This window comes from Prevotella amnii CRIS 21A-A (assembly GCF_000177355.1).
Classification (GTDB): Bacteria; Bacteroidota; Bacteroidia; order Bacteroidales; family Bacteroidaceae; genus Prevotella; species Prevotella amnii.
The window spans coordinates 23534-46473 of record NZ_ADFQ01000016.1; the positions used below are offsets into that span (position 1 = coordinate 23534).

At 33.8% G+C, this 22940-nt stretch carries 17 protein-coding genes; 6 read left to right on the top strand and 11 right to left on the bottom strand.

What is annotated here, in order from left to right; all coding sequences use genetic code 11:
* Positions 1-2: 2 nt before the first annotated feature.
* The 3 genes from HMPREF9018_RS01780 to HMPREF9018_RS01790 form a co-directional block, all read right to left on the bottom strand.
* Positions 3-821, bottom strand: a complete 819-nt coding sequence (locus HMPREF9018_RS01780) for a pyridoxamine kinase (RefSeq protein ID WP_008447277.1) — start codon at positions 819-821, stop codon at positions 3-5.
* A gap of 179 nt (positions 822-1000) precedes the next feature.
* The gene (locus HMPREF9018_RS01785) at positions 1001-1945 is read right to left on the bottom strand and encodes a DMT family transporter (RefSeq protein WP_019036320.1); all 945 of its coding nucleotides are present in this window, start codon (positions 1943-1945) and stop codon (positions 1001-1003) included.
* Between the two features lie 334 nt (positions 1946-2279).
* The gene (locus HMPREF9018_RS01790; RefSeq protein ID WP_008447306.1) at positions 2280-4220 is read right to left on the bottom strand and encodes a starch-binding protein; all 1941 of its coding nucleotides are present in this window, start codon (positions 4218-4220) and stop codon (positions 2280-2282) included.
* 674 nt (positions 4221-4894) lie between these two features.
* Between HMPREF9018_RS01790 and HMPREF9018_RS01795 the strand changes: the two genes are divergently transcribed.
* The 3 genes from HMPREF9018_RS01795 (at position 4895) to HMPREF9018_RS01805 (ending at position 9718) form a co-directional block, all read left to right on the top strand.
* Positions 4895-6043: a hypothetical protein gene (locus HMPREF9018_RS01795; RefSeq protein WP_008447324.1), complete on the top strand. Its 1149-nt coding sequence runs from the start codon at positions 4895-4897 to the stop codon at positions 6041-6043.
* A gap of 71 nt (positions 6044-6114) precedes the next feature.
* A complete protein-coding gene (locus HMPREF9018_RS01800) occupies positions 6115-8055 on the top strand; it encodes a DNA topoisomerase IV subunit B (protein WP_008447307.1) in 1941 nt (646 codons plus the stop codon).
* An 85-nt stretch (positions 8056-8140) separates the two neighbouring features.
* On the top strand, positions 8141-9718 hold the full coding sequence (locus tag HMPREF9018_RS01805) for a S41 family peptidase (RefSeq protein ID WP_008447327.1): 1578 nt from the start codon (positions 8141-8143) through the stop codon (positions 9716-9718).
* Between the two features lie 111 nt (positions 9719-9829).
* Here the strand turns inward: HMPREF9018_RS01805 and HMPREF9018_RS01810 are convergent, their stop codons facing one another.
* The 3 genes from HMPREF9018_RS01810 to HMPREF9018_RS01820 all read right to left on the bottom strand — a co-directional run bounded on the left by HMPREF9018_RS01810 (position 9830) and on the right by HMPREF9018_RS01820 (position 12946).
* On the bottom strand, positions 9830-10534 hold the full coding sequence (locus tag HMPREF9018_RS01810) for an ATP-binding cassette domain-containing protein (protein WP_008447338.1): 705 nt from the start codon (positions 10532-10534) through the stop codon (positions 9830-9832).
* 31 nt (positions 10535-10565) lie between these two features.
* Positions 10566-11960 (bottom strand): DUF5687 family protein, encoded by a 1395-nt coding sequence (locus HMPREF9018_RS01815; RefSeq protein WP_039864000.1) that lies wholly within the window; start codon positions 11958-11960, stop codon positions 10566-10568.
* 122 nt (positions 11961-12082) lie between these two features.
* Positions 12083-12946 (bottom strand): YitT family protein, encoded by an 864-nt coding sequence (locus HMPREF9018_RS01820; RefSeq protein ID WP_019036315.1) that lies wholly within the window; start codon positions 12944-12946, stop codon positions 12083-12085.
* 202 nt (positions 12947-13148) lie between these two features.
* Between HMPREF9018_RS01820 and HMPREF9018_RS01825 the strand changes: the two genes are divergently transcribed.
* The 3 genes from HMPREF9018_RS01825 to ruvB are packed head-to-tail and all read left to right on the top strand — an operon-like array spanning position 13149 to position 16001.
* Entirely contained in the window at positions 13149-13928 is a 780-nt protein-coding gene (locus HMPREF9018_RS01825; protein ID WP_008447274.1) for a type II restriction endonuclease, read from the top strand.
* Positions 13929-13932: 4 nt separating this feature from the next.
* Complete coding sequence (locus HMPREF9018_RS01830) at positions 13933-14949, top strand: site-specific DNA-methyltransferase (RefSeq protein ID WP_008447183.1); 1017 nt, start codon at positions 13933-13935, stop codon at positions 14947-14949.
* 14 nt (positions 14950-14963) lie between these two features.
* Positions 14964-16001 carry a Holliday junction branch migration DNA helicase RuvB gene (gene ruvB, locus HMPREF9018_RS01835; protein WP_008447295.1) on the top strand — a complete coding sequence of 346 codons (1038 nt, stop codon included), beginning with the start codon at positions 14964-14966 and terminating at the stop codon, positions 15999-16001.
* A gap of 391 nt (positions 16002-16392) precedes the next feature.
* Here ruvB and HMPREF9018_RS01840 read toward each other — a convergent pair whose 3' ends face one another.
* The 5 genes from HMPREF9018_RS01840 to HMPREF9018_RS01865 form a co-directional block, all read right to left on the bottom strand.
* Positions 16393-17661 (bottom strand): THUMP-like domain-containing protein, encoded by a 1269-nt coding sequence (locus HMPREF9018_RS01840; RefSeq protein WP_008447292.1) that lies wholly within the window; start codon positions 17659-17661, stop codon positions 16393-16395.
* Positions 17662-17859: 198 nt separating this feature from the next.
* Complete coding sequence (locus HMPREF9018_RS01850) at positions 17860-19044, bottom strand: protein kinase domain-containing protein (protein WP_008447244.1); 1185 nt, start codon at positions 19042-19044, stop codon at positions 17860-17862.
* Positions 19045-19238: 194 nt separating this feature from the next.
* The gene (locus tag HMPREF9018_RS01855; RefSeq protein ID WP_008447174.1) at positions 19239-19994 is read right to left on the bottom strand and encodes a succinate dehydrogenase/fumarate reductase iron-sulfur subunit; all 756 of its coding nucleotides are present in this window, start codon (positions 19992-19994) and stop codon (positions 19239-19241) included.
* A 2-nt stretch (positions 19995-19996) separates the two neighbouring features.
* On the bottom strand, positions 19997-21979 hold the full coding sequence (locus HMPREF9018_RS01860; protein ID WP_019036309.1) for a fumarate reductase/succinate dehydrogenase flavoprotein subunit: 1983 nt from the start codon (positions 21977-21979) through the stop codon (positions 19997-19999).
* 65 nt (positions 21980-22044) lie between these two features.
* A complete protein-coding gene (locus tag HMPREF9018_RS01865) occupies positions 22045-22719 on the bottom strand; it encodes a succinate dehydrogenase cytochrome b subunit (RefSeq protein ID WP_008447333.1) in 675 nt (224 codons plus the stop codon).
* Between the last annotated feature and the right edge of the window lie 221 nt (positions 22720-22940).

Here is a 22940-nt window from a genome sequence, read left to right on the forward strand (position 1 = left end):
TGTTATAATAAGTGTAAATATTTTTCTAAAGGAATTCCTCTATTCTTATCTTCATTATCCTTGTTATAGTCTATAAGCATATATACCCCGTCCATAGCTTTACGAGTACTACTAACAAGAGCTTCACCTCGTAGCAGATGACCTATAAGGATAGCAGAGAAAATATCTCCTGTACCGGGGAAGTGGACAGGAATTTCTGTATAAGGAAGTGTGAAATAATCATCATCAATATGGTTATAACCCACCACAGAGGGCTGACCATCTACAGTTATAGATGTTATTAAAGCCGACCTTGTGCCTATTCTACATAAATTGTCTAACAGCTCTTTTGCTTCTTTTTTAGTTACTCCCTTTTCCGAGAAAGATGCCCCTGTGAGATAACAAGCCTCTGTATAATTAGGAAAAGTAAGGTGAGCCACACTTATCATTTCACGCATAGAAATAATAGTAGAAGGAGTAACACCATTATAAAGTTTTCCCTCATCACCCATAATAGGGTCTACATAGATAGTTGTTCCGTTCTTTTCTTGTTCACGACAATAAGCTGAAATTATTTTAGCCTGATGTTCCGAACAGATAAATCCTGTAGCAATAGCATCAAAACTAAAGTTTAGTTCTTTCCAAATAGGAAAAACTTCCTTAATATAATTAGTAGTTTCTAAAATCTTAAACTTACCATAATCTAATGTATTAGAGACTAAAGCAGTGGGCAGATTATACACAGGGTTACCAAAATAAGACAAGATAGGCAGCATAGCTGCTGTTGCCACCTTACCATATCCTGCTACATCATTAATAAGAAGAATTTGTTTCTTATCCATTCAAATAACTATTAAACGTTTGCAAAGATACAGCAAACTGTATAAAAGACAAAATATTTAGTTGGTTTTGATTATTCTAAAAAGTAAGATAGTAACACTATATATTACGAGAATTAGCTGAAACAACCTACTTAAACGAAAAAATATTAATAATTACCTTTCATTGCTTTCCTTTTATACTATTTACTCCTATTAATAATATAAATACCTATTGTGGCAAAAGTACCTGCTAAAACATATTTCCAATAAAAGGTCTCATTAAGGCATAAACAAGAAGAGATAGCTCCTATAATAGGAATTAGCGAATTGTAAATAGCTATTTTTCCTACAGGATTACAGCTGATTAGCTTGTTATATAAAGCAAAACCAGTTGTAGAAATACCTATTAGAAGCAGCAATATCACAACACCCCAAGTAGTAATTATAGGGAAAGTACCTCCTGCAAGCAGTCCAAACACTACAAGCAAAGCACCACCTAAGGCAAGGCTATAACCTGTTCCTACAAAGATATCTACTCTATGGCTCAAACTGCGGGTGAGTAACGACGCAAAAGCAGAACATAAAGCATTAAGAACTATTAAATTGTCGCCCAATATAGAATAATCTGTCTCTTTTGAAGTATCGCCAAGATTTAACATAGCAAGACCAGCGAAACCTATAATACAACCAAACAACTTGTTTTTAGTCATCTTATCGCTTTTAAAAAATAAGCAAGCAAGAATAACTACTGCAAACACACCTAAGGAATTGAGTAAAGCAGCACGAGAACCTTGACTATGTGATAAACCAAAATAAAAGAATGCATAATGAAGAGTAGTATTAAGCAGAGAATAAACAAAAATAAAATAATAGTCAGAAGTTTTGCTAACAGAAAAAGAGCGATGCAATCGTTGTGCTATAACGAGGATTATCAATCCTGAAATAAAAAACCTTACCCCAGCAAAAAGCATCTTACTCCCTGTCATGGAAGTAGTAATTTGAAACTCTCTAAACCCTATTTTTATTAATGGATAAGCCCACCCCCATACTATAGCTGCTATAAGAGCAAAAACAGTTACCCATATAGGGCACTGAAAAATACTTTGCTTTCGTTCCTGAAACATCATACTCTTTCTTATTTGCATAATCTTTTTCACCTTAACATATAAAATACTTTTACAAAGGTACTGCTTTTATATCATTATAAGGAATATTTTATATAATGCTATCTTTTAAAAGTTTTACTCACACAGTTTTGTGTTACCTTTATAAAAGTAGATAAAAGCAAAGATAAAAATATTATATTACAATTCCTTAAAAAGAAATTTCACCGAAAAGTTAGATTATAATAACTTTTCGGTGATTATTTTTATAAAACCTAAAAGAACCTTCACTGCTCTTTTAGAACTATATATTGCAGTTATCTGCATTAATTTATAGCATCTCCTTTTACCATTTATAATGGTAAACACCTATATATTAATGCTTTGAAGTAACGTCTACTACACTATATTTACCTGTATCATCTGCCGCACCAAGCTCATAGTACGTATCTTTGCTAACACCAACTATATCCTTTGTTTGCACCGCATTTGCCACTTTCCCTTGGTTAAAAATCACATTTACAGTATATCCTCCTTTGTTAATATCAAAGTCGTAATAATACCAACTCTCACCATTTATAGTAGTAGCATGCATTGAAACTCCTGGCCACTGAACACCTAACAAAGCCGAATTATCAGCGTCCCATGCCCATATATACACCTCGTTCCAGTCTGCTGGCTTCTTAAAATAAACTCTTGCCTTATGAGGTGTAAAAGATAAAACGGTATACTTATGACGTACTATTGTAGTAATAGCACCATTTTGAACAATACCCACCGATAATGTTGCTGTCTTGTCCAAAGTAATTATGCCATTATCAGGCACAGCAGAAGAAGTTACTAAAGGGTCAGAACCATCTAAAGTATATACTAATTTAGCACTTTTTGCTGTAGCTGGCGAACTCACTTTTACCGCTACACTATTATAATATGTGCCTTCTGACTTATCAAATAATATTGTATTACCTGCGTATTTACCTGTATTTTCCAATAAATAAGCATAGTTCTTACCATTAAGAACGTTAGTATACCCTGCTTCTGCCGACTCTTTACCAGCTTTTGTACCTACACAAACAATAAGTTTTCCGTTTTTACCCGTAACTTCTGCTCTGAACAGATCATGCTCTGAAGTAAGTATTTTATAATCGGACATATTTGTTATACCTACTGTTTTGCGAATATCTATCATAGACTTTATTTCTTCCTTATATTTTTTCCAATGCGGAAGAAAAACACATGGAGTGCCTGGCATGGCTAACATATAGGCATTGGCTGCTAATATGTTATTATTAATAGGATCTTTTGTATATCCACTGGCATTGCCACGATCCTGCATATCATGGTTTTCTACAAAAGTTACAGCATATCTTCTGAAATTAACATCGTGTATTAAGTTGTTCTCCGTGTTAAGTTTTGTCCAATCTCCATTATTTGCTGCATCTCGCACATTATATCTAAACTGGAAATCGAATGCAGCACTCTTTCTATTTGTACGATTTATCCAAATCTTTATAGCCTCATTATTGTCCCAATATTCACCTACAGAAAACTCAATACTTGCTGCATCATTATAATTACCTACATGATAACCATCATATCCTTTTACCATGTCATAACGAAAACCGGTATATCCAAGGTCGTTTTTAAGATATTTCAAATAAGCTTTTATAACCTTTTGTACATTCTCGCTTTTATGATCTAAGTCGCGACAACCACCCCAATCAGCTCCTTCATCATTATTTATGCTTAGCTTATATCCTTGTTTGGCTGTGTTTCCACCATCATCATTAGCAACAATATCGGTTGGCAACATTTGAAAAGTCTCACCCTTATATGTCTCGACAGGAAAATCTACCCAAGAACCACCTGCACCAAGATTGTTACGATGGTTAATAACTACATCTGCAACAATACCAGTACCTTTTTCTTTAAAAGTTTTTATCATTTCCCTAAGCTCTGATTCTGTACCAAAACTGGAATTTTGCTTAAAATAATATACTGGCATATACCCCATATTTTTATAAGGAGTATTACAATCGCCGCTCTGTGGTACCCAAATAAGTGAAAAATACTTAGACAGCTCATCTGCCTGACTGGATAGATTTGTCCACTTAGTATCATCAAAAGAGTCCCAAGAAAAACCTTGAAGCATCACCCCTTCATAGTCTTTAGGCCACCCCTGAGATACCCCAACTTCCTCTACTTTTGGCTTAGGCGGATTAGGTTCTTCTCCTGTAATGCCAAGATCGCTGCTCTTAGCACAAGCAGATAGCAGCAATACTACGGCTGCTGAATAGGTAAAAGTACGAATTTTCATATCTTGATCGATTAATAAATAATAGTATATAAAGGTTGTATTAATAAATAAAAATAACAGCTCATGCTGAAGACTGCCTTAAATAATTTTAGGCAACACTACATCATATCGCATGATAAAATTACATTTTGTTTTTTAACCTATAAAGGAAAATGATACAAATCAACACATAACCCTTGTGCAAACGTTTGCCCTAAATTCACCTACCCTCCTACTCTTCCATATAAAAAGTCCACAATTTTATAGCTAAAAATCACATCTTTCCAACCTAAACATAAACTACTACATATCAATACATTATAAAATGATTTGAAAAATAAACTATTTTTATATGAAAAATAAATTAAAAATCATGTAAAAATAGTCTATTTTTGAGTACAATATAACATCTTTTGCTCTTTAATAGTTTGCTGATGTTCGCTATAAAGGTAATCTTTCGTAAAACAAAACATATACTTCCTTACTTTTAAAAGTTCCATTTACCTCTTCTAATATCCTATTTATATCTACATTACAAATACTATTATAAAACATATATTTAACACCTTAACAATACCTAACATAACCTATTAGACAAATATGTCGTTATTAAAAAAAGATAATGTTGTTTGGCTTTTTGCATATTAATTACTATTTTTGCATGTTTTAAAAATTTATAATAACATAATATAACAATGTCATTAATAAAAATAAAAAAGGTTGAAACAAAGAAAGATTTAAAAACTTTCATTGATTTCCACCATGATCTTTACGAAAACAATCCCTACGATGTTCCTAACTTGTTTAGCGATGATATGAACACACTATCTAAAGATAAGAATGCTGCGTTCGACTTTTGTGAAGCAGAATATTATCTTGCTTATAAAGATGGTAAACTCGCAGGACGTGTAGCAGCTATTATTAATTATAGAGCTAACGAAAAATGGAAAATAAAAAATGTCCGCTTTGGCTGGATCGACTTTATAAATGATATAGAAGTGTCTAAAGCATTGCTAAATGCTGTAGCAGAATTTGGTAAAAGCAAAGGAATGGAACAAATAGTAGGGCCATTAGGCTTTACCGATATGGACCCAGAGGGTATGCTGATATGGGGATTTGACAAGCTCGGCACAATGGCTACTATTTATAATTATGATTATTATCCTAAACACTTAGAACAGCTTGGAGGCTGGGAGAAAGACAACGATTACATCGAACAATTCATTACTATTCCTTATGGAGTTCCTGAAAAATATGCTCAAATAGCAAAAATGATACAACAAAGATATAATCTTAGAGTAAAAAAACTTACTAAAAAAGATGTCTTTGAAAAAGGATATGGACGCAAGCTGTTCGAGATAGTAAACAAAACCTACAAAGACCTGTATGGATATTCACAGCTTACCGACAGGCAAATAGATCAATACGTAAACATGTATTTCCCTTTTGCTAACCTCGATTTCATAACAGTTATAGTAGACGGAAATAAAAACGATGCTATTGCAGGCATGGGAATAACTATACCTTCGCTAAGCAGGGCTCTTCAAAAATGCCATAGAGGAAGGCTGCTTCCTTTTGGTTGGTGGGATTTGTTGAAAGCTATTAAGTTTAACAAAACTGAAGGTGTCGACTGTCTATTAGTAGGTGTTTTACCCGAATATCGCACAAAAGGAGCAAATGCTCTTCTCTTTAGCGACTTAATTCCACGATTTAATAAAGCTGGATTCAAATGGGGAGAAACACAAGTAGAAATGGAAACCAACGAAAATATACAAAATCAGTGGGGACCTCTATCACCTGAAATTCACAAAAGACGTCGATGCTTTAAAAAGAGCTTACTATAAAAAGACACCATAACATTATCTCATAAAGAAAACTTTTCATAACCTCTAAAAAGGTAAAACTAAAAATCAATATGGTAGAAGAAACTAAAAACATAGTACAATACACCGATGATAACATACGACATCTTTCAGATATGGAACATGTTCGTACACGTCCCGGTATGTATATAGGAAGATTAGGTGATGGAAAGCTACCAGAAGATGGTATTTACGTTTTACTAAAAGAGGTTATAGACAACTCTATTGACGAGTTTAAAATGGAAGCTGGCAACAGAATAGAGATAGATATAGAAGATAATCTTCGTGTTACAGTACGCGATTACGGGCGTGGCATTCCACAAGGAAAGCTCATTGAAGCCGTTTCTATGCTTAACACAGGAGGTAAATACGATTCTAAAGCTTTCAAAAAAAGTGTCGGACTAAACGGAGTTGGTGTAAAGGCTGTAAACGCTTTAAGCTCTAAATTTGAGGTGAAAAGTTTCCGCGATGGTAAAGTAAGACATCTATGCTTTGAAAAAGGCTGCTTGAAAGACGACAAAACGTCTAAAAGCAACGATGAAAACGGAACTTTTATATATTTTGAACCTGATAACACTCTATTTAAAAACTATAAATTTCTTGATGAAATAGTAGAAACAATGCTCCGAAATTACACTTACTTAAATACGGGACTAACCATCATGTACAATGGACGCCGTATATTAAGTAGGCATGGTTTGAAAGATTTACTAACCGATAATATGACCGTTGATCCGTTATACCCTATCGTACACATGAAAGGAGAGGATATAGAGATAGCATTTACTCATACAAATCAGTATGGTGAAGAATATTACTCGTTTGTAAACGGACAACACACCACACAAGGAGGAACTCATCAAAGTGCGTTTAAAGAACATATTGCTAAAACCATAAAAGAATACTATGGCAAATACGAATACATAGATATTAGAAATGGATTAGTAGCAGCCATAGCTATAAACGTAGAAGAACCTATCTTTGAATCACAAACAAAAGTAAAGTTAGGAAGCACACTTATGGAACCTAACGGAGACACCATAAACAAATATATAGGCGATTTCATAAAACTTAATGTTGATAACTACTTACATATTCATAAAGAAGACTGTGCTGATATTTTAGAGAATAAAATAAAAGAAACAGAACGGGAACGAAAAGCGATGGCAGGTGTAACAAAGTTAGCACGCGAAAGAGCAAAAAAAGCTAATCTACACAATAAAAAACTACGAGACTGCCGTATACACTTTAGCGATATAAAGAATGATAGAAAAGAAGAAAGCTCTATCTTTATAACAGAAGGCGACTCTGCAAGTGGGTCTATTACCAAAAGTAGAGATGTTAATACACAAGCAGTATTCTCACTAAGAGGAAAACCACTTAACTCGTTTGGACTTACAAAAAAAGTGGTATATGAAAATGAAGAATTTAATCTTTTACAAGCCGCTTTAGATATAGAAGAAGGACTTGATACACTAAGGTATAACAAAATAATAGTAGCTACAGATGCCGATGTCGATGGTATGCACATCAGATTGCTAATTATTACATTCTTCCTACAGTTCTTTCCCGAACTAATTAAGAAAGGACATGTATATGTTTTACAAACACCTTTATTTAGAATACGTAACCGAAGAACAAAAATAAAAAACAAAAAAACAATCATAGAAGCTGACCAAAACAGAGTAAAAGGTGAAAAGAAAAATGACTTTATTACACGCTATTGCTACTCTGAAGAGGAACGATTAGAAGCTATTAACGACTTAGCACCTGAACCAGAAATTACACGATTTAAAGGATTAGGCGAAATATCGCCTGACGAATTTATACATTTCATCGGTCCAGAAATGCGATTAGAACAAGTAACACTTCATAAAACAGATCAGGTACAAAAGCTTTTAGAATACTATATGGGTAAGAACACCATGGAAAGACAAAATTTTATTATAGATAATCTCGTCGTAGAAGAAGACGTTATTGACGAAGATAGTTAGTAAAAACACAAACTTTTCAATAGCTAAACACATACTTATCAACATATATAAAACATAATTACACTTACTAAAAAGCCACAAAGTAATGAAAAAAACAACCATATTAATAATACTTATCACACTATTTCCTATATATTCTTTAGCACAAATAAAGTTTAATTTTGGAAAAAACTCACCTCTTCGCAAACTTCAACTCGCCGAAATGGCTATAAATTCTCTTTATGTAGATTCTGTAAACGAAGAAAAATTGGCAGAAAATGCTATACGAGGAATGCTTAAAGAATTAGATCCTCATTCAACTTATTCCGATGCAAAGGAAACAAAAGCGATGAATGAACCTTTAGAAGGCGACTTTGAAGGCATAGGTATACAGTTTAATATGATTAATGACACTTTAGTAGTTGTTCAGCCAATAGTAAAAGGACCGTCTGAGAAAGTAGGTATTTCATCTGGTGATCGCATAGTAGCTGTTAACGACACCACTATTGCCGGTGTAAAGATGGATAAAATAGACATAATGAAACGACTACGCGGCCCTAAAGGCTCAAAGGTAAAACTAACCATTATACGGCGCGGAACAAAAGAACATTTACATTTTATTGTTACTCGTTCTAAAATCCCTGTACACACAATAGATGCTGCGTATATGATTCGTCCAAAAATAGGATATATACGATGGAGCAGCTTCGGAGCAAAAACTTATACTGAATTTATGAGTGCTATTGACACACTTCAGCACAAAGGAATGAAACAATTAATCATTGATTTGCAAGACAACGGAGGTGGATATTTACAAGCTGCCGTACAAATTGCGAATGAATTCCTAAAAGATGGGGATATGATAGTATACACTAAAGGACGAAATATGAAGCAACAAGAGTTTCGCTCAAATGGTAAAGGAAAACTAAAAGATATAAAGATATATATCCTTGTAAATGAGTTTACAGCTTCTGCAAGTGAAATAGTGTCTGGTGCTATACAAGATAATGACAGAGGAATTATAATAGGACGCCGTACATTCGGCAAAGGATTAGTACAACGCCCCATTGATTTGCCTGATGGAAGCATGATACGTCTTACCATAGCTCATTATTATTCTCCAAGTGGAAGATGCATTCAAAAGCCTTATAAAAAAGGTTATCAAGAGGATTATGATATGGATATTGAAAACAGATTGAAACATGGTGAACTAACAAATCCTGACAGTATACACTTTGATAAATCACAAAAGTTTTATACAAAAAGACAACATCGATTAGTGTATGGTGGTGGGGGAATAATGCCAGATGTATTTGTTCCACTTGACACAACGCAATATACAAGATTACATCGACAATTAGCCATTAAGAATATAATTATGAATGCATATCTAAAATATGCAGATCAAAATCGTAAACAGCTAAAAAATACATACCAATCATTCGAAACTTTCAATAGAAACTATACTATACCTTTATCGCTTATCAATCAAATTATAACAGAAGGAAAGAAGCAAAAGATAGAAGCTAAAGATGACCAAGAGCTGCAAAACACTCAAAAATATATAAAACTACAATTAAAAGCTCTTATAGCTAGGGATCTTTGGGACACAAATGAATACTTCAGAATATGGAATGAGCAAAGCCATATTATAAAAAAAGCATTAGAAATAAGTCGCAAATAATAAAATTATATGTCATTTACAAATACATATAAAAAACATATATATTACTATTATTAAATAATAAACTTATAAAACTTTGGGGCAAAAGTTTTTTTTATAAAAACAATAAAACTACTTTTGCTCAAAATACTCATTAATTTCCTTAAGTATATTACCATCTTTATGACTAATATCATTAACCACTTTCCCTTTTTCAAGTAAAAGAATGCGAGTAGAAATATCTGCTATAAACTGAATATTATGACTGGATATAAGTACTGTTGTACCATTTTCGCTACAAATATTCTGTATTTTTTTAGCTACAAAGATTTGAGACGAAGGGTCTAAATAATTAAAAGGTTCATCTAATATCAACACTTTAGGGGCAATTATCATTGCACCTATAATACCTATCTTTTGCTTATTACCCTGCGAAAAATCTTTAATTAGCTTATTTGTACCAAGTATTTCACCCCTATCTATATCATAAAATTCAGCTAAACGCTGTTTAAGAATAGGCTCTTGGATATGATATACCTTAGCAATAAATTCAAAATACTCCTCTGGTGTATAAAAATCAATCAAAAAACTACCATCTATAAAAGAGCCAACCCAATTTTTCCATACATCTGTATCACATACTTTATTACCTGATATAAGCACCTCACCTTCTGTACTCTGTATTAAATCGAGCATAAGACGCATCAAAGTAGTTTTGCCTGCACCATTATTACCTACTAAGCCCACCAACTCCCCACTTTGGATTGTTAAGGCTTCTATATCCAATACTGTATTATCACCATATTGCTTTTTAAGGTTACTAATCTGAATTTCCATCGTTTGTCGTATTTTTTAGTCGTTTATTTTCTTACTTTCTCAACTCTTCTAAGCGGGCATACTTTTGCTTCATAAATCTATTTACTAACATTTTAATAACTCGTTTGTGAAACATGAAGGCTAAAACACCTATCATACACAGGACAGCCTCTGCCATATAAAAGGACGGAAGCATTGTTAGTAGGGCTATATAGACCACTACTCCTATAATAGGCATTAATCCATATACATTAAAACCCATATTAGCACCTTGATAATTAAAGAACCCACTGGAGAAAAGATCTATCCTCTTCGATTTTAAACAAGTAATAAATAGCAACAGATCGACGGCAAAACTAAAGACTACAGATACTATTATAAGGTCTAATCTCCATAAATTAAAGAATACACCAGGTAACAATAACAACGAAGAAGCAACATTTAAGCACATAAAAAAGTAATATTTCGTGTTTAAATGCTCCTCAAGTACATAAGGCTTAGTAAAGAGTCCGTCGATAAAATTTGCTTCTATGCCTAACATAAACTGCCCCAACATAAATGGAGCGTAAAGAATAATAAAAATAAAGAATAAATAATAGCTTGACATAGCTGACCAACCCATATCTGTTTCATTTAGATTTACCAGCAGATAAAGATCTCCTGTAAATAACAATAGAAATAAAATAATGGGATTTTTAAAACGTTTTGTACGCCATAAAGCAGCCCATTCCATCGTAAAACGCCCTACCTTACTATTTTTCCTACTACTTCTTTTATACTCTTTTTGCTCATTATAATTATCTAAATTATAAATAAAAACAAACAAGCTACAAGCATATAACACTGTAATAATACCTATCTCAAAGGCTAAAGCTACCTCTGTAAGCATCGATATGCCAAATATCATTACAAATGTAATAAACATAAGGAAACAAACAAAGCCTATCCAAGTAGCAATTCTTAAGAGATAATTATTGGATAAACGCACACTAGTAACAAAAAGTGCCATCGTTGTACTAAGGATATATGCCAAAACAAAGGTTAATAGAGCATACCCAATAGGCATAATAAGGCAAGCCACTATACCTGTGAGTATGGGTGGAAAGGCTGTCCAATAATCTATTACACTCGAAGCTACGATAAACTGACCCCACGTTAGTTTTGATATAGGACGAGATTTGATAGCATTATCCATACCATTCTCCTCTATCTTCATCATAAACATTGACATAAGGCAAATAGGAATACTCCCCAATGCAATGGGAACAGCTGCTATTTGTAATGTTCTATCGTGTAAAATCTTAGTGATATTAGCATTTACCTCAAAAAGGAAACCACCTATCATTATCACTATACATAAGAAAAAATAGATCAATATACCCATTTTCTTCCAATCGAAGGTGCGCCTCTTTTGTGTCCACCATAATTGAAGTAATACTTTTAACATACTTATAAAATTATTATTGCTCCAACAAATATAAGAAGAAATGTATAATATATAACGCTTTAGAACATCATTTTGCCAAAACTATTAAAAAGCTACGTCTATAAAAACGCTAACATACACTTTCACTCTTTATTTTGCTTTAAAGACCTCTTTTTATGTTTAACCTTTAAACGATCAAAACCATTACCATAAACACCTGTTACCTGACTTTGTGTTACAAATGCATGCGGATCTATTTCATCTACTAATCTATACATTGCTGGTGCCTCTCTCTTGCGCGTTACCGTAAGAATAAGTTTTGTTTTATGACCTGTATAATAGCCTTCTGCATCAAGAAAAGTACAACCGCGTGGTATTGCACCACCTGATATCTTCTCTGCTATTTCTTCATAACGTTCTGATATAATAAGAAACTGTACCGACTGCCTACCTACACTCACAACCTGATCTACAACAAAGGCTATAGTAAACAATGTTATATATCCATAAATAACATGTTCCCAGTCATGTAAAACAAGATAGCTAAGCGTTACTATAATAATATCTACTAACAAGATAACACGCCCTAACGAAATATTACGATACTTATTAACCATTGCAGCTACAATATCAGACCCTCCTGAGCTGCCATTAAATGCCAATCCAAAACCAACACCAACACCACAGAACAGACCTCCTATTATAGTTACCATGAAAGGTTGTGAATGAAGAATCATTGGATGAGGAAAGAAATGCCTCACAAGCCATGTGCAAATAGTTAACGTTACTACACCATAAATAGTACGAACACAAAAGCGCCAACCTAAAACCTTGAGTGCTATTGCTAATAAAACAACATTCATTAAGAAATAAGTGTAGGTAATAGGTGTACCTGTACCCCAATAAATAATAGATGAAAGACCTGCTACCCCACCATTACCAATATTATTTGGCAATAAAAAAATAGCCCAACCTATAGCATATGACATCATACCTACGGCTATCATTACATAATCGATGATCTCACGATACAAAAGTTTCTTACTTATACTCACAGTTTATCTAAATAAAATAGGTGAATGATTATGTGTGCAAAAGTAGACATTTTTTCCCATATATGTATACTATAAACATGTATAATACTCGTATAATACTCATTTTGAGTTTTTTTTTGTACCTTTGACTTTCAATTAAACATAACTATAGCAAATGAATATTTTCACAAAATATAGTATTGAGTTAGCTAAACAAAAAGATTATTTAGACCAGTTATTCTCTGTATATCCTCTAAGTCCTGACTCTATTCGTGAAATAAATAAGGACATTTGGCATGATATTGAGGAATATTACAAGTCTTATAATAACGTAGAACTTTTCAAATCTTTATTAAATTTAAAGCTGTTTCCTATAAAAGATAGTTATGTTTCTTTCTTTAAACATGAAAAATCAGCAGTAGAAATGAATCCACTAACTGTCAATAGAATTTGTGGACGTATTAGAGAATTAGGACTTGATAAACTATATGAAAGATGTACACAACCAAAAGAGACTAACAGACAGATAGGACCACTATTTACAAACTGGTTAAACTCTGGTACTTTAGGCTGCTTACCTATTGAAGAAGATGCTTTCTTAAATGCAAAAGACTTTGCTATTCTGAAAGGAACAGACCAATCTTTAAAAGAATTTGCACATAAATATTTAGGCTATAATAGAAATAAAGGGTTAGACTTCATTGCTAAACGCAAAAATAAATATATCATAGGTGAGGCTAAATTCATTACAGATGAAGGTGGACACCAAAACGATCAGTTCTTAGATGCAATAACAACACTTAATACTCCAACAAATAAAGATGTCATAAAAGTAGCTATTTTAGATGGTGTCCTATATATAAAAAGTAGAAAGAAAATGTATACAACTATTACAACCAACAGTCTTAATATAATGAGTGCATTGTTATTAAAAGACTTTGTTTACTCTCTTTAAACTTATGAAAAATCTACTTATAAAAGGTAACAATATTGATGGTCTACAGCTCCTTTTAGATAAAGGCTATAAAGGAAAAATAGATCTTATATATATAGACCCTCCTTTTGCTACTGGAGGGACATTTTCCATAGACTCTGGAGGAAGAGTTGCTACTATTAGTAAATCGAATGATGCTAATATTGCTTATACTGACACGCTAAAAGGGAGAAACTATTTAACATATATAAGAAAACGCATAGAACTCTTATACCTATTATTATCAGATAAAGGGTCGTTTTATCTACATATAGACTACAAAATTGGACACTATATAAAGGTGATGTTAGATAGTATTTTTGGTATAGAAAACTTTAGAAATGACATCACTCGCATAAAATGTAATCCTAAAAATTTTCAAAAAATAGGATACGGTAACATAAAAGATATGATTCTTTTTTATACTAAAGGAGATAATCCTATATGGAATAATCCTATATTTGAATATTCTGAAGATGAAATAATCAAACGCTATAATAAGATAGATGCAAATGGCAGGAGATATACCACGGTTCCTCTTCACGCTCCTGGAGAAACTAAAGGCAAAACCTCACTTCCTTTTAAAGGCATATACCCTCCTAAAGGGAGACATTGGCGCACTTCTATTGAGGAATTAGAACAATTGGATAAAAAAGGATTAATAGAATGGTCAAGCAATGGGAATCCACGCAAAATAAACTATGCAGACGATAGAATAGGGAAAAAAGCGCAAGATATTTGGGATTTTAAAGATCCTCAATATCCTATTTATCCTACCCAAAAGAATGAAGACCTTTTACATTTTATTATCAAAGCATCTTCATCAATAAATTCTATTGTATTAGATTGCTTTGCAGGTTCAGGTACAACTCTAAAAGCTGCTAATCGCTTAGGCAGGAAATGGATAGGGATAGATCAGTCGGAACTTGCCATTAAGACTATTAAAGAGAACTTAAGAAGTGAAGGATTATTCGCTGCAAAATATGATTATATCACATTATAATTAACCAAATATAGATGACTGAAGATTTTGATATAAGAGAAGAACGATTACGATCGGCTGAAAAAGATTTTGAAAATGCGCTACGACCACTGAAGTTTAGCGACTTTAGCGGACAAGACAAGGTAGTAGAAAACCTTAGTGTCTTCGTAGAAGCTGCTAAATATAGAGGAGAACCTTTAGATCATACCCTACTACATGGACCTCCCGGATTAGGCAAAACCACATTAAGCAATATTATTGCTAATGAGCTTGGAGTAGGATTTAAAATAACATCAGGACCTGTACTTGACAAGCCGGGCGACTTAGCTGGCATTCTTACCAGTCTTGAGCCTAATGATGTTTTATTTATAGATGAAATACATCGCCTATCACCTGTTGTAGAGGAATACCTATACTCTGCCATGGAGGATTATCGCATTGATATAATGATAGACAAAGGACCATCTGCACGCAGCATACAGATAGAACTTAACCCATTTACTTTAATAGGAGCTACTACAAGAAGTGGGTTACTTACAGCACCATTACGAGCACGATTTGGTATAAATATGCACTTAGAATATTATAACGCAGAAACTATTCAACGCATTATTAAACGATCGGCTGCACTACTAAAGGTACCTATAATAGACGAAGCTGCAGAAGAAATAGCTCTTCGCTCACGTGGCACACCGCGTATATGCAACTCTTTATTACGCCGTGTACGCGACTTTGCACAAGTAAAAGGCAACGGAACAATTACTCCAAACATAGCCACAATGTCTCTACAAGCACTTAACATCGATCAATACGGACTTGATGAAATAGACAATAAAATATTACTTACCATCATCGATAAGTTTGGAGGTGGCCCTGTTGGAGTTTCTACTATTGCTACTGCTATAGGAGAAGACAGTGGAACAGTAGAAGAAGTATACGAACCATTTCTCATAATGGAAGGATTTATTAAACGAACAACACGTGGACGTGTTGCTACACAACTGGCTTATGAACATCTTGGGCGCAATTATCAATCTGCTAATCCTATGCAGCCTAATCTCTTCGATATGTAATTTATTTAAACAAAACTAACTATTTACTCGCTATAATCATAAATATTGAGCAAATAAATATATCGAGAAAACGTATAAACAGTAAATATAAAGACATTTTTACTAATTATAAAAGAAACTGATATAACAACATCCTTAAAAGAAATATTATACCATAATAATAAGCAAAGTACAATTAAAGAAAAAGAAAAGGTATTCTTAAAGAAAAGAAAAGGATACCTTTTTTATTGCTATAAGTAAAATACCGAATTAAAAAATAATTTATTTTTGTAGTATTTTTAATCTATTTTTATATCAAAAATAACCTATTTTTCAAACAAAAAGATATTCCATTAACATACAGACAGTTATAGATATAAGCAAGATTGATGCGTTTTTGTATATTTAAAAGCTATATTTTAGCACACTTTATCATATAATGCTCACCGTTAATAAGCGTGGTAGCAAATAAATAATCCTTACCACCTTCGCTTAATTTAAGCCGTTTACGCAGCTCACTAACAGTTTGGGGGAAGTTTCGAGTAGCTATATTTGCTTTAGAAAGACCAGATAAAAAGCGTTTAAGGCTCTTTTTATTAAACGAAGAAAAACCTGTTATTACAAACGATCTACCAGGAAAATTAGCGATTTCATCGAAAGAAACAAATAAATGAGAGTTAGGAGCAAGAGCATATACTGGATATTTTTGAGTAATAACACCAAAAGAAGCTGCTTTCATCAACGAAGAATTAGGTTCATAAAGATACATACCTATCTGCAATTGTTCGGTAAAAAGGCGTAAAACAGCATTTTTAGCCTCTTCGATAGAAAAACTTACTACCTGATCATCGTTTACACAAAATATATTTATATTTGACGGTGAAAGCCCTAAAAGCCTCGCTTTTTCTTCAGATTGCAGAACTAAAAGAAGTTCCTTACACTCGTTTTTTACCGATAAAATATGTACTTCTCGTACAACATCACCCACACTACAAAGATCAGTCGCAGCTTTATGCCAATCGAGCATAGGTGATAATTTAATTACTACATACTGTGCTTTTAAAAGCAACTCTTCCTCTATGGGAATAATATTAGGACTACAATCGGATATAAACACCGTTTTACCACCATTATAATCACGACGTGCAGGATCGATAAAAATAACAGTAACAGGATCTGTTATATGTAAATAGTTAATACATTCGGCATTAACAATCTCTATGAGGGTACGCTCATAATGAAAAAGATCAAAATTATATTGTGCTATTTCACACAACTCTTCTTGCTGCTCTACATACACTGCTTTGTCGAAAGCTCGAGCCATAAAAGAGAAATCTACGCCAAAACCACCAGTAAGATCGAGCAAAGAGGTAGACAAAGTAACTTTTTCTCTATCACAGTTACCAATAATACGTCTAACAAGATGATACTTATACGTGGCAGTAACCTCACTGGAACACTGCTCTAAAGAAATATGCTTTGGATAAATAATACCCTGAATATTTGCCCATGATGGCAACTTTATGCAAGCTTTCTGCCAACCAGCAATCTGATCAAGTGCGAAAGAAATATTAATATCTTTATAAGTATTAGCTTTAAGAGCTAAAGAGCGAATATTATCAGTAAGATGCTCTGTGATAAATTTCCTTGTTTTGTCGCAGTTATCTGTAAGTGTACTCATTTACAACATATTACAATTTTACTAAACAACAAGTATAACATTGCCTTGTTTCTTTACATTACCTTTTATAACAATAAAAGAAAAGACCTACAAGGCACCTATATTTGCCTATCATTTAACAATAACCGCTCAGTTATTGCTATTACCTAACACTCTTATTACAGCCATACTTACTACAAAAGCAGAGCGAAACCTAAATTACTTCAATGCAGCTTTTTTTGCTTTAACATAATTACCAAAAATATTATCAAGTGCTAAACGCTGCTCGTTATCTAATGTGTCATTTGCAGCTATCAGACCTTTATAATAAGCCTTTATACGTGCATTTAACTTAGTTTTATTAGCAACCGTCATAGCCTTCTTATCAAATTTAGAAAAAATACCATCTAAATCCTTATACAAAGCAGGCTTCATAGTTTTTAAGAAAGCCATTTTTCCTGTAGTAGGAAAACTATCTCTTCTTACCTCTATCTTCGGCTTTTTATCAACCTGTAAAGTATCAACAGAAGCCTCTACCTTATCTCTTGAAAATAAAGAAGATAAATTAATCTTACCAAACTCAACGGAAAGCGTATCTTTAAAACACAATACGGCAATTACTATACATATAAGAATAATAACTAATCCAAACACTTTTACCATACCACCGCTAATCTTTGGCATAGACATAGACGAACCTGATTTATTGAAATCGGCTAAAAACTCGCCTACATCAGCATAACGCTCACTACGCTTAAAAGCACAACAGCGTTTTATATGCTCACTATATGCAAGTGTTAATCCCATAGATTTAATAACTACACCAAGAGAATATATATCTACTAAAGCATCAGCAGCTATTGTTTCGTCCTTTAGTTCTGGAGCTATAAAACGCATAGCTTCACTACCTGGCTTAAGAGCATCTACCGAAAGTACACTAAAATCGGTTATCTTAGCTACATTATCATGCGTGGATATTAAAACATTATACGTATTTAGGTTACGATGTATAACACCTTGTCCATGAATATACTCCAAAGCAGAAGCTATCTGATTAACAATAGCTATCTTATCGTCATCAATATGCCCTTCTAATAAATACGATTTCAATGTAATACCATCTACATATTCTTGCTCTATACAAAGACCATATTCATCTGTTTCAACAATATCATTATAACGAACAACATTAGGGTGACTAAGATTTTTAGAAATTTCAAATTCCTTTTTTAAGACATTACAAAACAAAACACGATCACGCAATTCTTCTTTTAAGGCTTTCAAAACTACAGTTTTATCGTCCTTAACTGCCTTTATGTAAAGAAATATTCCCTTAGAAGGAAGCTTATGATAAGAAGAATAAGAAACCTTTTTTATGGTTTCAGAAAGTCTATTATCAGCCATTACTATTATTTTTATTAATTTATACGCTTAGTAAGTGTACAAAATTAGTAAAAAAACACACAATATTCAATGAATAGATAAAAAGAATAGTTATAAAATAAAAAATATCCTATAGCTTGATATACAAACTATAGGATAAAATACTATTAGAAAAAATGTTAAAACACCTCGTCTTTGTTATAGACAAAGTTTTTTTAATCAGCCAACTTAGCCTTAATAAACTCACGATTTAAGCGAGCTATATTAGCTATAGACTCATTCTTTGGACACTCTGCCTCACAAGCACGAGTATTAGTACAGTTACCAAAACCTACTTCTTCCATCTTAGCAATCATAGCCTTAACACGCTTTGCAGCCTCTGGCTTACCTTGAGGAAGTAAAGCAAACTGACTTACCTTAGAAGAAACAAAAAGCATTGCAGAACCATTCTTACAAGCGGCAACACATGCACCACAACCTATACAAGAAGCACAATCCATAGCTTCATCGGCATCTTGCTTAGGAATAAGAATAGCATTAGCATCTTGAGCCTGACCAGTACGCACTGTAGTATAACCACCTGCTTGCATTATCTTATCAAAAGCAGTACGATCTACCATACAGTCTTTAATTACAGGAAAAGCTGCCGAACGCCAAGGCTCTACTGTAATTACATCACCATCGTTAAAACGACGCATATAAAGCTGACATGTAGTAGCACCTGTTGCAGGACCATGAGGGTGCCCATTTATATAAAGCGAACACATACCGCAAATACCTTCGCGACAATCGTGATCGAAAACAAAAGGTTCTTGCCCTTCATTAATAAGTTCCTCATTAAGAATGTCGAGCATTTCAAGAAATGAAGTGTCGTCTGGAATGTTCTTCATCTCACGGGTATCAAAGTATCCCTTTGCCTGTGGACCACTCTGACGCCAATATTTTAATGTGAATGATAATGTCTTTGCCATGATTAATTCTTGTAATTACGTGTTTGTACCTTTATTGCTTCATACTCAAGGGTCTCTTTTAGGAGTATAGGAGCAGTCTCATCATTGCCCTGATATTCCCAACAACCTACATAAAAGAAATTCTCATCGTCGCGCTTAGCTTCGCCTTCTTCTGTCTGATACTCCTCTCTAAAATGTCCACCACAGCTCTCATTACGAGAAAGAGCATCATTAGCTACAAGCTCACCCATAAGAATAAAATCACGAAGATGAATAGCTTTATCAAGTTCTACATTCAAACCTTCCTTAGTTCCAGGAACAAAAAGATTTGTATCAAACTCCTTTCGTATAGCTTTCAACTTATCAAGACCTATACGCAAACCTTCTGCTGTACGACCCATACCAACATATTCCCACATGATATGACCCAACTCCTTATGGATAGAATCAACAGAACGCTTACCTTTAATACTCAATAGACGATCCATTTCAGATTCTACCTTCTTTTCTGCTTCATCAAACTCAGGAAGATCGGTAGAAAGATGAGCCCAAAGAGACTGATCTGCCAAATAATTCTGAATAGTATAAGGTAAAACGAAATAACCATCGGCAAGACCTTGCATCAATGCTGATGCCCCTAAACGGTTAGCACCGTGATCTGAGAAATTACATTCACCAATAGCAAATAAACCCTTAATAGAAGTCATCAGCTCATAATCAACCCAAATACCACCCATAGTATAGTGAATAGCTGGATAAATCATCATCGGATTATAATACTTAACACCATTTATCTCATTAGCAACCTCTCCAGGATTAACATTGGTAATTTCTTCATACATATCAAATAAATTACCATAACGTTGCAAAACAACATCAAGACCAAGGCGTTCTATAGATTCAGAAAAATCTAAAAATACAGCCAAACCCGTATTATTTACACCAAAACCTTTATCACAACGCTCCTTTGCAGCTCGAGAAGCAACATCACGAGGCACTAAATTACCAAAAGCAGGATAACGACGTTCCAAATAATAATCACGATCCTCTTCAGGAATATCAGACCCCTTCTTTGTTCCTGCTTGAATAGCCTTAGCATCTTCAAGCTTTTTAGGAACCCAAATACGACCATCATTACGCAAAGACTCTGACATAAGAGTTAGCTTAGATTGCTTATCACCATGTACAGGAATACAAGTAGGGTGAATCTGAACGTATGATGGATTTGCCATATAAGCTCCCTTACGATAACACTGAATAGCCGCTGTACAATTACAACCCATCGCATTTGTAGAAAGGAAATAAGCATTACCATAACCACCTGTAGCTATTACTACTGCATTTGCAGAAAAACGCTCTAACTTACCTGTTACAAGATTCTTTGCTATAATACCACGAGCAGCACCATCTACTATAACTACATCTTCCATCTCATAACGAGTATATAGCTTAACCTTTCCTGCTTGCACCTGGGCACTTAACGAAGAATAAGCACCAAGTAACAACTGCTGACCAGTCTGCCCCTTAGCATAGAATGTACGACTTACCTGCGCACCACCAAAAGAACGGTTTGCTAACATACCACCATACTCACGAGCAAAAGGAACACCCTGTGCAACACATTGATCAATGATGTCATTAGAAACTTCCGCTAATCGATAAACATTAGCTTCGCGAGCACGATAATCGCCACCCTTTACCGTATCATAGAATAAACGATAAACAGAGTCACCATCATTCTGATAATTCTTAGTAGCATTAATACCACCTTGCGCTGCTATAGAGTGTGCACGACGAGGGGAATCTTGAATGCAAAAATTATAGACATTAAATCCCATCTCGCCTAAAGATGCCGCTGCAGATGCACCAGCAAGACCTGTACCTACAACGATAATATCTAACTTTAGTTTATTTTTAGGGTTCACCAAACGTTGATGATTCTTATAATTGGTCCATTTTTCGGCCACTGGGCCCTCAGGAATCCTTGAATTTATTTGATTAGTCATAATCTTATTTCATGCTTTAATTTTTCTTTTTATTGATCTTAGGTATTAATTAGGATAACAGCTACTTACATACTAGGAGCAAAACCTAACCAAAAAGCAAGTACTAAAAAAGCAAAGATAGCCATAAGTATAGTTACATAAACTAAACCTATACACTGCCAACGCTTCAACCAAATCTTACCACTCCATCCAAAGGTTTGCATTGACGACCAAAACCCATGAGAAAGATGAAACCATATCGCAATAATCCAAATAAGATAAAGGATAGAATAAACTGGACTGGCAAAAGTATCTTGTATCCAAGCAAAACCATCTGCAGGACTATGAGCAACCTCTACCTTAGCTAACTCTGCAAACATCATATGTCCCCAGAAGTTATAAAGATGAAGAGCAAGACCTATAAAGATGATCAAACCTAACACTAACATGTTCTGACTAGCCCAACTTACCTCAGGACGACGGCTTGTTACAGCATAACGTTCATTACCACGAGCACGCCTATTCTGTGCTGTTAAGATAAAAGCATACACAATATGCACTACAGCCAAGGCTCCAAGCCCCACTGTTCCTGCAACTGCATACCAGTTAGAACCTAAAAATTCACACACCATGTTATAACCCTCACCAGAAAAAAAGGCCACAACATTCATACAAAGGTGGAAAGTTAAGAATAGAATAAGTGCAAAGCCTGTTACAGCCATTATCACTTTTCTTCCAATTGGTGAATTAATTAACCACATAAATGAACTGATTTTGATTTTATTTAATTATTAGAATTTCTTTATCGTTTACTGTGGAGATTTATATTATAACAAGCTATAAAAGCTATTATTTATTACATTTGCACAAAAAGCATATAACAAAATAGTAATAAAATACTAATTTCTTGGTATTGCCACGCACAAAATCTGTACAAAAGTACTATATTTTAGTGATTAACCCAAGCGAAAACAAAAGAAAT